Raw genomic sequence first — 12716 nt, forward strand, 5'->3', positions numbered from 1 at the left:
ATTATCTAAACGTAACACTTGACAAGCCTGTGAGGAAAAGCGTATTTGCGCACGCGGCCAGAACACTTAATAGTCAATCGTCTAATCCCTTATAAGACAATGGGAAGAGAGGATCTCAGAGTCATATTATCGGCAGAAAGTTCCGCTTTATAAGCCAAAACCTCCACCCCCTGCTTTTGTGCCTCATTCAACAATTGCGCGTATTTGAGATCAATATGGCGGGCTGGAGAAAATCGTTCAATGGCTGAATGTAAAACCGCAAACAGCAATACGGCGCGTTTGCCCGCCGCCGCAACACTCATCAGCTCCCGCAGATGCTTCTGCCCCCGTAGCGTGACCGCATCCGGGAAGTAGCCGTTTTCCTGTTCCGCTAACGTCACTGATTTTACTTCAATATAGCACTCGGGCCGGTCTTCCGCCTGTAACATGAAGTCAATTCTGCTGCTTTCATCGCCATATTTAACTTCACTTTTATGCGTGCCATATCCCACCAGTTCGGGCAGGGTGCCAAGGGTCAATGCTTCCTTAACTAATTGATTGGCGCGCAGGGTATTCACGCAAATAAATGCCCCGTTTTGCGTCTCGGTCATTTCCCAGGTATGGGCATATTTGCGTTTAGTATTTTCTGAAGTGGAATACCAGACCGTGTCACCCGGCGTCGCACAGCCGGTCATGGCACCGGTGTTCGGGCAGTGCAGCGTGAGCTGTTCACCTTCGGGGGTGATCACATCAGCGAGAAAGCGTTTGTAGCGCTGAACCAGCGTGGCGTGCTGCAGGGCAGGACTAAACTTCATCAGAATTCCTTAGGGTATCGCCCAGCGACCAGCGCTGTAGCGGCGTGTAACGGGTGCGTCCTTGGGTAAAGACCGATTCGTAAAGCGCGAAGGTATTGACCTCAACGTCCCAGTGAAAGCCGGGTGGCGGAATGGCAACGGCCTGACCGGCATCGCGCAGCAGGGTGATATGCGGATGAAACGGCTGCGGACTCTGGTAACACCCGCTGCGAGCCGCCTGGGCGCGCAACATACTGGCAAGCTGTAAAAGTCCGCGGGGCGGCTGGCGCGTGCCCAACCAGACCACGCGTGAGCGCAGCCACTGGCCCGCGTCATCGAGGTGCAGCGTAAACGCTGGCTGAGAAATGCGGCCAGCCATTGCTGCCAGCGCGCGCTGTTTTTCGGCGCTGACATCGCCCAGAAAGGCCAGCGTCAGGTGCAGGTTTGCCGCCGCGATCGGACGGCCTGCGTCCTGGGGAAAATGGCTGGCTCGCCAGCGAACGATTTTTCGCTGCAGCGTGGAGGGCAATTCTATGGCAAAAAACAGCCGTTTCGACTCAGACATACAGGGGACTCGGTAATGGTATGCGCCGATGCTACAATGTACGCCGACTAATGTTAACCCTCTGGAGTTGTTAGTGTCCTCATTGCCGGTCGCCGTCGTCCTTCCTGAGCTTCTTGCTGCCTTACACCATGCCCCGCAGGTTTTACTTAACGCCCCGACGGGCGCAGGTAAATCTACCTGGCTGCCGCTGCAGATCCTCAAAGAGGGCACTGTCCGCGGGAAAATTATCCTGCTGGAGCCGCGCAGGCTGGCCGCACGGAACGTGGCGCAGCGCCTGGCGGAACTGCTTGGTGAAAAGCCGGGCGAGACGGTGGGTTACCGTATGCGCGCCGAAACCTGCGTTGGCCCGTCCACGCGCCTTGAGGTGGTGACCGAAGGGATCCTGACCCGCATGCTGCAAAACGATCCGGAGTTAAACGGCGTCGGATTGGTGATTCTGGATGAATTCCACGAGCGTAGCCTGCAGGCAGATCTGGCACTGGCGCTGTTACTTGATGTTCAGCAAGGGCTACGCGACGACCTCCGGTTGCTTATCATGTCCGCTACGCTGGATAACGAGCGACTGCAGCAGACGTTGCCCGACGCGCCGGTTATCGCCTCCGAAGGCAGAGCATTTCCCGTTGAGCGTCGCTATCAACCGTTGCCTGCCCATCAGCGTTTTGACGACGCGGTAGCCATCGCAACCGCCGAATTGCTCCGCCAGGAATCAGGATCGCTATTGCTGTTTTTGCCAGGCGTAGGCGAGATCCAGCGCGTGCAGGACCAACTGGCTTCCCGGGTGGGAAGTGACGTGCTGCTTTGCCCGCTCTACGGCGCGCTGTCGCTGGCGGATCAGCGTAAAGCAATCCTGCCCGCGCCCGCGGGGCAGCGTAAAGTGGTGCTGGCAACCAATATTGCCGAAACCAGTTTAACCATAGAAGGCATTCGCCTGGTGGTGGACAGTGCGCAGGAGAGGGTGGCGAGCTTTGACGCGCGCACCGGGCTGACTAAACTGCTGACGCAGCGCATAAGCCAGGCGTCGATGGTCCAGCGTGCAGGCCGTGCGGGACGTCTTGAGCCCGGTATCTGCCTGCATTTGACCAGCGCAGAGCAGGCTGAGCGCGCTGCACAGCAAAGCACGCCGGAAATTTTACACAGCGATCTGGCGGGGCTGGTGATGGATCTTTTGCAGTGGGGATGCCCGGATCCGGCACAGCTGACCTGGCTTAATCCTCCACCCGCCGCGAACCTTGCTGCTGCCCGGGCCTTACTGAACCGCCTGGGGGCGCTTGATGGTGAGCGATTGTCATCCCGCGGGCAAAAAATGGCCGCGCTGGGCAATGACCCTCGCCTGGCGGCGATGCTGGTGGCCGCGCAGGGGGAGGATGAAATTGCTACGGCGGCGAAACTGGCGGCTATTCTTGAGGAGCCACCACGCGGTGGCAGCAGAGATCTGGCGCAGGCCTTTTCCCGCAATCAGGGGAACTGGCAGCAGCGGGCGCAGCAGCTTTGCCGGCGACTCAACGGCAAAGCCGGGTCGCCAGACAGCGCGGCTATCGCGCCTCTGTTAGCGCAGGCGTTTCCCGACAGGATCGCGCGTCGTCGCGGTCTGGACGGGCGGTATCAACTGGCCAATGGCATGGGTGCCATGCTGGACAGCGATGACGCCATGACGCGTCACGAATGGCTGATTGCGCCGTTACTGTTACAGGGTAGCCACTCCCCGGACGCGCGTATTTTACAGGCTATCGCGGTGGATATTGATGCCCTGACGCGTGCCTGTCCGCAGTTGGTCCAGCAATCCGATACCGTGGAATGGGATGAGGCTCAGGGCACGCTGAAGGCATTTCGTCGCAGCCAGACAGGTAAACTGATCCTCGGCACCACGCCGCTGGCAAAACCGTCGGAAGAGGTGCTGCATCTGGCCATGCTGAACGGCATCCGGGACAAAGGGGTAGGGGTGCTGAACTGGACGCCAGAGGCGGAACAGTACCGTATTCGTCTTCACTGTGCCGCGCGCTGGCTACCGGAGTATGACTGGCCCGCGGTCGATGATGAGACATTGCTGGGCTCGCTGGAACGCTGGCTGCTGCCGCAAATGCACGGTGTACACTCGCTGCGTGCGCTAAAAGCGCTTGATGTTAAGGTCGCGTTACAGAATTTACTGGACTGGTCATTACGTCAACGTCTGGATAGTGAACTGCCAGGGCATTACACTGTGCCGACCGGAAGCCGGATTGCCATTCGTTATCACGAGGATAATCCTCCGGCGCTGGCGGTACGTATGCAGGAAATGTTTGGAGAGGCCACCACGCCTTCTGTGGCGCAAGGGCGCGTCTCTCTGGTGCTGGAACTGTTGTCGCCAGCCCATCGCCCATTACAGATTACCCGCGACCTGGGGGCATTCTGGGCGGGGAGCTACCGTGACGTGCAAAAAGAGATGAAGGGGCGGTATCCCAAACATGTCTGGCCGGACGATCCGGCAAATACGGCACCGACACGACGGACGAAGAAGTATTCGTGACGGGCGTGGCTGGGAACGTGCGGCTTGATGCCCTCACCCGCAGGGTGCGGGAGAAAATACTAAAGACGTTCCTGTCTGGAAGGTCTTGCTGTTTACTTTGAGAGATTTCTTCTTTCACAGGCCAGTGGAAGAAAAGAGAATCGGGCCCTTGCGCCTGAAAGTTGCGGAGAAAAAGCATGGCGGGGAATGACCGCGAGCCAATAGGACGTAAGGGAAAACCAACGCGTCCGGCGAAAGAAAAGGTAAGCCGTCGTCGCCTCAGAGATGAGGATTATGACGATGACTATGAAGACGATTATGAGGATGAAGAACCGATGCCGCGTAAAGGGAAAGGCAAAGGGCGTAAGCCTCGGGGCAAGCGCGGCTGGTTCTGGCTGTTGCTGAAGCTGTTCATTGTATTTGTTGTGCTGATGGCGATTTACGGCGTCTATCTGGATCAGAAGATCCGTAGCCGTATCGACGGAAAAGTCTGGCAACTGCCTGCGGCGGTGTATGGCCGCATGGTGAACCTTGAGCCAGATATGTCCATCAGCAAGAACGAGATGGTGAAACTGCTGGAAGCCACCCAGTATCGTCAGGTGTCGAAAATGACGCGTCCTGGCGAATTTACCGTGCAGGCGAAAAGCATTGAGATGATCCGCCGTCCGTTTGATTTCCCGGACAGCAAAGAGGGCCAGGTGCGTGCGCGTCTGACCTTTGACGGCGATCGTCTGGACACCATCGAGAACATGGATAACAACCGTCAGTTCGGTTTCTTCCGTCTCGATCCGCGTCTGATCACCATGCTCTCGTCGGCGAACGGCGAACAACGTCTGTTCGTTGCCCGTAACGGCTTCCCGGACCTGCTGGTTGATACCCTGCTGGCAACCGAAGACCGTCACTTCTATGAGCATGATGGCATCAGCCTCTACTCGATTGGCCGTGCGGTGCTGGCTAACCTGACCGCCGGACGGACGGTACAGGGGGCGAGTACGCTGACCCAGCAGCTGGTGAAGAACCTGTTCCTCTCCAGTGAACGCTCTTACTGGCGTAAAGCCAACGAAGCGTACATGGCCGTACTGATGGATGCGCGTTACAGCAAGGATCGTATCCTTGAGCTGTACATGAACGAGGTGTACCTCGGTCAGAGCGGGGATAACGAAATCCGCGGCTTCCCGCTGGCAAGTCTGTACTACTTTGGTCGTCCGGTGGAAGAGCTGAGCCTTGACCAGCAGGCGCTGCTGGTGGGCATGGTGAAAGGGGCGTCCATTTATAACCCGTGGCGTAACCCGAAACTGGCGCTGGAACGTCGTAACCTGGTGCTGCGTCTGCTGCAACAGCAGCAGGTGATTGACCAGGAGCTGTACGACATGCTGAGCGCACGACCACTCGGCGTTCAGCCGCGCGGTGGCGTGATCTCGCCTCAGCCTGCGTTTATGCAGCTGGTGCGTCAGGAGCTGCAAAGCAAGCTCGGTGATAAGGTGAAAGATCTCTCCGGCGTGAAGATCTTTACTACCTTCGATTCCGTGGCGCAGGAAGCCGCTGAAAAAGCTGCGGTGGAAGGCATCCCGGCGCTGAAGAAACAGCGTAAGCTGAGCGATCTTGAAACCGCGATGGTGGTGGTTGACCGTAACACCGGCGAAGTTCGCGCCATGGTGGGCGGTGCTGAGCCGCAGTTCGCAGGCTACAACCGTGCAATGCAGGCGCGACGTTCGATTGGTTCACTGGCGAAACCGGCAACCTATCTTACCGCCCTGAGTCAGCCTAACCAGTATCGCCTGAATACCTGGATTGCCGATGCGCCGATTTCCCTGCGCCAGCCTAACGGCCAGGTATGGTCTCCGCAGAACGACGATAAACAGTTCAGCGGCCAGGTCATGCTGGTGGATGCGTTGACCCGCTCGATGAACGTGCCAACGGTGAACCTGGGTATGGCGCTCGGTCTGCCGGCGATTGTCGACACCTGGCAGAAACTGGGTGTGCCGAAAGATCAGCTCCATCCTGTTCCGGCGATGATCCTGGGGGCGCTTAACCTGACGCCGATCGAAGTGGCTCAGGCGTTCCAGACCATTGCCAGCGGGGGTAACCGTGCACCGCTCTCTGCTCTGCGTTCAGTGATTGCTGAGGACGGCTCCGTGTTGTATCAGAGCTTCCCGCAAGCGGAACGTGCCGTGCCAGCGCAGGCGGCTTATATGACGTTGTGGACGATGCAGCAGGTTGTGCAGCGGGGGACCGGACGTCAACTGGGTGCGAAGTATCCGGGCCTGCATCTGGCAGGTAAAACCGGGACCACCAACAATAACGTGGATACCTGGTTCGCCGGTATCGATGGCCGTGAAGTGGTGATCACTTGGGTAGGTCGCGATAACAACCAGCCAACCAAACTGTATGGTGCAAGCGGGGCGATGTCGATTTACCAGCGCTATCTGGCGAATCAGTCTCCGGTACCGCTGAATCTGGTGGCGCCGGAAGATATCGTCGATATGGGCGTGGACGGTTCCGGTAACTTTGTCTGTGGCGGTGGTATGCGTACCTTGCCTGTCTGGACCACCAACCCGGATTCGCTGTGCCAGCAAAGCCAGCCAGAGCAACCGACGGGTAACCCGTTCGAGCAGTCTTCTCAGCCTCAGCAGCAGCCGCAACAACAGCCGCAGCAGCAGAATGAGAAAAAAGACAGCGACGGTGTCGCGGGCTGGATTAAAGATATGTTCGGCGGTAACTAACGCCTCACATCCCCCCGAAAGGGGGGATTTTTTTACCTGTACTTTCCATTTCCTTAACCCTCGTTTTCATTCTGATTAACCCTTCGTTTTCTCTTGTTTATTTCTTAAACCCTTAATTCTCGTAGGGCCGCTTACTGCTTGCTATGCAGCCAGCGTTTCGCATATTATTCTGCGGTCATAATAATAATTCTCGTTTACGTTATCATTCACTTTTCCATCAGAGATAAACATGGCGCTTTCCAATACTGCTCAGCCAATTCACACGTCGCTGCGAAAAATCGCGGTCGTCGTAGCCACAGCGGTTGCCGGCATGTCTACGTATGCACATGCGGCTGAAACCCAGAAAAAAGAAGAAACCATCACCGTCACTGCCGCGCCTGCCGCCCAGGAAAGTCCGTGGGGGCCTGCGCCAACGATCGCAGCAAAACGCACGGCAACGGCGACCAAAACCGATACCGCGATTGAAAAGACCCCGCAGTCTATTTCCGTGGTAACGCGTGATGAAATGGAACGCCGCCAGCCAGCGACCGTAAAAGAGGCGCTGGGCTATACGCCGAGCGTGTTTGCGACCCGCGGCAGCTCCACCACCTATGATGTGGTCTCAATTCGTGGTTTTACCGCGCCTTCGACGGTAAACACCAACCAGTATCTCGATGGCATGAAGCTGATGGGGAATAACTACTCCGAAGCTTCCATGGATCCGTACTTCCTTGAGCGCGTAGAAGTGATGCGCGGACCTACGTCTGTGCTCTACGGCAACAGCAATCCAGGCGGTATCGTCAGTATGGTGAGCAAACGCCCACTGACCGAGCCGCTGAAAGAAGTCCAGTTTAAAATGGGGACCAATAACCTGTGGCAAACGGGCTTCGATTTCAGTGATGCAATCGATGAAGATGGCGTGTGGTCGTACCGCCTGACCGGTCTTGGCAGTAGTCAGAACGCACAGCAGGAGATGTCAAAATCAACCCGCTATGCGGTTGCGCCCTCCTTTAGCTGGCGTCCGGATGACAAAACCGATTTCACCTTTCTGAGCAATTTCCAGAACGATCCGGAAGCGGGCTACTACGGCTGGTTGCCACGGGAAGGGACGGTAGTGCCATACCGTGACGCAAACGGCAATGAGCATAAGATCCCAACCGATTTCAACGAAGGTGAAGCGGATAATAAGATGGCTCGTCGCCAGCAGTTGATTGGTTACAGCTTCTCGCATCAGTTTGATGACACGTTCACCGTGCGTCAGAATCTGCGTTACGCAAAAGTTCATACGCTCTACCGCTCTGTTTACGGCAATGGCTACGCTGAGCCTGGCAAAATTAACCGCGCTTATGTGCGTTCAGATGAAGATCTGAATATGTTCACCGTGGATACTCAGCTGCAGTCGACATTCGCGACGGGCGCCGTAGACCACACGTTGCTGACGGGTGTTGATTACTCGCGTATGCGTAATGATATCAATGCGCTGTACGGTTCCGCCGACCCTATTGATATCCAGAACCCGGATTACGGCAACGCGAACATCAACACCAACCTGCCATGGTCTAACTATTCCGTCGTTAATCGTAATGAACAGACCGGGCTCTATGCTCAGGATCAGGCGGAGTGGGATAAGTGGGTGCTGACGCTGGGCGGACGCTACGACTACGTGATGGCCTCAACGCTGACGCGCGGTACGGCCGATTCGCTGGCTGAAAACCACGACCAGGCTTTCACCTGGCGCGGGGGAATTAACTATCTCTTTGATAACGGTATTTCACCTTACTTCAGCTACAGCGAGTCGTTTGAGCCGGTATCGGGCGCCGATCGTAACGGCACACCGTTCGACCCTTCCCGCGGTAAGCAGTATGAAACGGGTGTGAAATACGCGCCGAAAGACCTGCCGGTTGTGGTCACCGCGTCGCTGTTCCAGCTGACTAAGGATAAGAACCTGACGGCGGATCCGAACGATCCAACGAATACTCACAGTATCCAGACCGGTGAGATCCGTTCTCGCGGTTTCGAACTGGAAGCGAAAGCAGCGGTTAACGCCAATATTAATGTGACCGCGGCGTACAGCTTTATTGATGCTGAGTACACCCATGACAGCACCTTTGAAGGTAAACGTCCGGCGGAAGTGCCGCGTAATCAGGCGTCATTGTGGGCAGATTACACCTTCACCGACACGGCCTTAAGCGGCCTGACGATTGGTGCCGGTACCCGTTACATCGGTAACACGGTGAGCTACTACTCAAGCGGCGACAAAAAAGATCAGCCGTTTAACGTCGCGAGCTACACCCTTGCCGATGCGATGGTGAAATACGATCTGGCCCGTCTGGGTCTGCCGGGGTCATCTGTGGCGGTGAACGTGAATAACCTGTTCGATCGGGAATATGTCTCCAGCTGCTACAAGGATTATGCATGCTACTGGGGTGCTGAACGTCAGGTTGTCGCCACCGCGACCTTCCGCTTCTAATCTCTCTTCGGGCACGGTTCGCCGTGCCCTTTTTATTTAAGTTGGCCGATATGCAGGATAATCAAACGCAATCCGACACCACCTTCACGCTCAATAATCTCTCCTTTCGCGTGCCCGGACGCACCCTGCTGCATCCGCTCTCTTTGACCTTCCCTGCAGGTAAAGTGACAGGCCTGATTGGTCACAACGGCTCTGGTAAATCAACGCTGCTCAAAATGCTTGGCCGCCATCAGCCGCCGTCAGAAGGCGATATCCTGCTGGACGGTCAGCCGCTGGAGAGCTGGAGCAGTAAAGCCTTTGCCCGCAAAGTGGCGTATCTGCCGCAGCAGTTGCCGCAGGCGGAGGGGATGACCGTGCGTGAACTGGTGGCGATTGGGCGTTATCCGTGGCACGGCGCGCTTGGCCGTTTCGGCGTGGCCGACAGAGAGAAAGTGGAAGAGGCGATTGCGCTGGTGGGGCTAAAACCGCTGGCCCACCGTCTGGTAGACAGCCTGTCAGGAGGGGAACGTCAGCGCGCGTGGATAGCAATGCTGGTGGCCCAGGACAGCCGCTGCCTGCTGCTCGACGAACCGACCTCTGCGCTGGACATTGCCCATCAGGTCGACGTGCTTGCGCTGGTGCATCGTTTAAGCCAGCAGCGCGGTCTGACGGTTATCGCGGTCCTGCATGATATCAACATGGCCGCGCGTTACTGCGATTACCTCGTTGCCCTGCGCGGCGGTGAAATGATCGCCCAGGGGACGCCGTCTGAACTGATGCGCAGTGAAACGCTGGAACACATTTACGGTATTCCAATGGGGATTTTGCCTCACCCTGCCGGGGCTGCACCGGTGAGCTTTGTGTACTGATGCTGGATTCTATGTTGATGAGTCGCCGTCGTCTGCTGACGGCAATGGCGCTTTCACCGCTGCTGTTAAAAATGAATACCGCGCGTGCGGCTGCGGTCGATCCACACCGCATTGTGGCGCTGGAATGGTTGCCGGTAGAGCTGATGATGGCGCTGGGCGTTACGCCCTATGGCGTGGCGGATATTCCCAACTACAGGCTGTGGGTGAATGAGCCGAGGCTACCGGACTCGGTAATCGACATCGGCCTGCGCACCGAGCCAAACCTCGAACTGCTCACCCAGATGAAGCCGTCATTCCTGTTCTGGTCTGCAGGTTACGGCCCGTCAGAAGAGACAATGGCACGGATTGCCCCCGGCCGTGGTTTCTCCTTCAGCGACGGTAAAAATCCGCTGGCGATGGCGAAAAACTCCCTCCACGAGATGGCACAGTTCCTTAACCGTGAGGTTGAGGCCAAAAAACATCTCGACGATTTTGATGCCCTGATTAACACCCTGAAGCCGCGTTTTGCTCACCGGGGCGATCGCCCGCTGTTGATGGTGACGCTGCTGGATGCCCGCCATATGCTGGTCTTTGGGAAAAACTGCCTGTTCCAGGACGTGCTCGACAGTTTTGGTATTCGTAATGCCTGGGAAGGGGAGATGACCTTCTGGGGCAGCACCGCCGTGGGGATTGACCGTCTTGCGGCATTTCGCGATGTCGATGTGTTGTGCTTTGACCACGGCAACGAGCGGGAGATGCAAACCCTGATGGCGACGCCGCTCTGGCAGGCAATGCCGTTTGTGCGTGAAAAACGGTTCCTGCGCGCACCTGCGGTATGGTTCTACGGCGCGACGCTTTCTGCCATGCACTTTGCCCGCGTGCTGGACAACGCGCTGGGAGGCCAGGCATGAGTACGCGTATTGCCCGTTTCCCGGCACTGTTGCTTTGCCTCATTTTCCTGTGCGCGCTGGCATTGACCTGGTTCAATCTGTCGACGGCCTTACCGCGCGACCAGTGGCGTGGGGCGCTGGTGGCGCCAGATATCGATAATATTCAGCAAATGCTGTTCCACTACAGTCTGTTGCCGCGGCTTGCGATTTCGCTGCTGGTCGGGGCGGGATTAGGGCTGGTGGGCGTTTTATTCCAGCAGGTACTGCGTAACCCTCTGGCCGAGCCGACGACGCTTGGCGTGGCGACCGGGGCACAGCTTGGGATCACGATTACCACGCTCTGGGCGTTGCCAGGGGCATTGACCTCGCAGTTTGCTGCCCTCGCCGGTGCGTGTGTGGTGGGCGCGCTGGTATTCGGCGTCGCCTGGGGCAAGCGTCTCTCCCCCGTCACGCTTATTCTTGCGGGGCTGGTGGTGAGCCTGTACTGCGGCGCGATTAATCAGCTGCTGGTGCTGTTCCATCACGATCAGCTGCAAAGCATGTTCCTCTGGAGCACCGGTACGCTCACCCAGACCGACTGGAGCGTCGTGCAGCGTCTGTGGCCGCAGCTCGCCGGTGGCGTCGTGTTGACGCTGCTGCTCTTGCGCCCGCTGACGTTAATGGGTCTTGATGATGGCGTTGCGCGTAACCTGGGGCTGGCGCTGTCGCTGGCCCGTCTGGGGGCGCTGACGCTGGCAATTGTGCTCAGTGCCCTGCTGGTTAATGCGGTAGGCATCATCGGGTTTATCGGACTGTTTGCGCCGCTGCTGGCAAAAATGCTCGGTGCGCGCCGCCTGCTGGCGCGCCTGATGTTAGCCCCGCTGATTGGCGCGTTGATCCTCTGGCTTTCCGATCAAATCATTCTCTGGCTGGCACGCGTCTGGATGGAAGTGTCTACCGGTTCGATGACGGCGCTTATCGGTGCACCGCTGCTGCTGTGGCTGCTGCCGCGTCTGCGCAGTATCAGCGCGCCAGCGATGGATGCTGGCGATAAGGTCTATGCTGAGCGCCAGTCAGTGCTGGGGTTCAGCCTTGCCGGGCTGGCAGTGCTGATTGTTATCTCATTTGCCGCGCTCGCTTTCGGACGCGATGCGGTGGGCTGGCACTGGGCGTCTGGGGATCTGCTTAACGAACTCATGCAGTGGCGCTGGCCGCGCATTCTCTCGGCGTTAATCGCCGGGGTCATGCTGGCGGTGGCGGGCTGTATTATCCAGCGTCTGACCGGTAACCCGATGGCCAGCCCGGAGGTTCTGGGTATCAGTTCTGGGGCCGCCTTTGGCGTGGTCCTGATGCTGTTCCTGGTGCCGGGAAATGCCTTCGGCTGGTTGATGCCTGCCGGGAGCGTTGGCGCGGCGGTGACGCTGCTGATCATCCTCATTGCCTCCGGGCGTGGTGGGTTTTCCCCTCACCGGATGCTGCTTGCCGGGATGGCGCTCAGCACGGCATTTACCATGCTGCTGATGATGCTGCAGGCGAGTGGCGATCCGCGTATGGCCAAGATCCTGACCTGGATCTCCGGTTCAACGTACAGCGCCACCGGCAGCCAGGTCGTGCATTCCGGGATTGCAATGATCGTATTGCTGGCGATGGTGCCGCTGTGTCGTCGCTGGATGACCATTCTGCCGCTGGGCGGCGAGACCGCGCGTGCGGTGGGGATGGCCCTGACGCCGTCCCGTATCGGGTTACTGCTGCTGGCCGCATGCCTCACGGCAACGGCCACCATGACCATCGGCCCGCTGAGCTTTGTCGGCTTAATGGCGCCGCACATTGCCAGAATGATGGGCTTTCGTCGCACGATGCCGCACATTGTGATGTCGGCGCTGACGGGGGGCGTAATACTGGTGGTTGCTGACTGGCTGGGGCGGATGGTGCTGTTCCCGTACCAGATACCTGCCGGGTTGCTGTCGACGTTTATCGGTGCGCCGTACTTTATCTATTTGTTGAGAAAGCAAAGCAGGTAGAAGGGCG

At 57.9% G+C, this 12716-nt stretch carries 8 protein-coding genes; 6 read left to right on the plus strand and 2 right to left on the minus strand.

The features are described 5' to 3' along the window. Positions 1-89: 89 nt before the first annotated feature. Positions 90-794: a DNA/RNA nuclease SfsA gene (gene sfsA, locus HV242_RS03805; protein WP_014168679.1), complete on the minus strand. Its 705-nt coding sequence runs from the start codon at positions 792-794 to the stop codon at positions 90-92. Then, positions 784-1338: an RNA 2',3'-cyclic phosphodiesterase gene (thpR, locus tag HV242_RS03810; RefSeq protein WP_014168680.1), complete on the minus strand. Its 555-nt coding sequence runs from the start codon at positions 1336-1338 to the stop codon at positions 784-786. Before thpR ends, sfsA begins: the two co-directional genes overlap by 11 nt. 73 nt (positions 1339-1411) lie before the next feature. Here thpR and hrpB point away from each other — a divergent pair, with 73 nt between their 5' ends. From hrpB to fhuB, 6 genes are all read left to right on the plus strand, one after another. Then, a complete protein-coding gene (gene hrpB, locus HV242_RS03815; RefSeq protein ID WP_063858376.1) occupies positions 1412-3841 on the plus strand; it encodes an ATP-dependent helicase HrpB in 2430 nt (809 codons plus the stop codon). 176 nt (positions 3842-4017) lie between these two features. Beyond that, positions 4018-6543: a bifunctional glycosyl transferase/transpeptidase gene (gene mrcB, locus HV242_RS03820; RefSeq protein WP_025205202.1), complete on the plus strand. Its 2526-nt coding sequence runs from the start codon at positions 4018-4020 to the stop codon at positions 6541-6543. A 229-nt stretch (positions 6544-6772) separates the two neighbouring features. Next, complete coding sequence (fhuA, locus tag HV242_RS03825; protein ID WP_020882605.1) at positions 6773-8992, plus strand: ferrichrome porin FhuA; 2220 nt, start codon at positions 6773-6775, stop codon at positions 8990-8992. A gap of 50 nt (positions 8993-9042) precedes the next feature. Beyond that, a complete protein-coding gene (fhuC, locus tag HV242_RS03830) occupies positions 9043-9840 on the plus strand; it encodes a Fe3+-hydroxamate ABC transporter ATP-binding protein FhuC (protein ID WP_020882606.1) in 798 nt (265 codons plus the stop codon). Continuing rightward, positions 9840-10730 (plus strand): Fe(3+)-hydroxamate ABC transporter substrate-binding protein FhuD, encoded by an 891-nt coding sequence (fhuD, locus tag HV242_RS03835; RefSeq protein WP_050737489.1) that lies wholly within the window; start codon positions 9840-9842, stop codon positions 10728-10730. Before fhuC ends, fhuD begins: the two co-directional genes overlap by 1 nt. Beyond that, on the plus strand, positions 10727-12709 hold the full coding sequence (gene fhuB, locus HV242_RS03840) for a Fe(3+)-hydroxamate ABC transporter permease FhuB (RefSeq protein ID WP_050737488.1): 1983 nt from the start codon (positions 10727-10729) through the stop codon (positions 12707-12709). The genes fhuD and fhuB overlap by 4 nt, the downstream gene beginning before the upstream one ends. Positions 12710-12716: the final 7 nt, after the last annotated feature.

The organism is Enterobacter sp. RHBSTW-00593, assembly GCF_013784105.1.
Lineage (GTDB): Bacteria > Pseudomonadota > Gammaproteobacteria > Enterobacterales > Enterobacteriaceae > Enterobacter > Enterobacter ludwigii.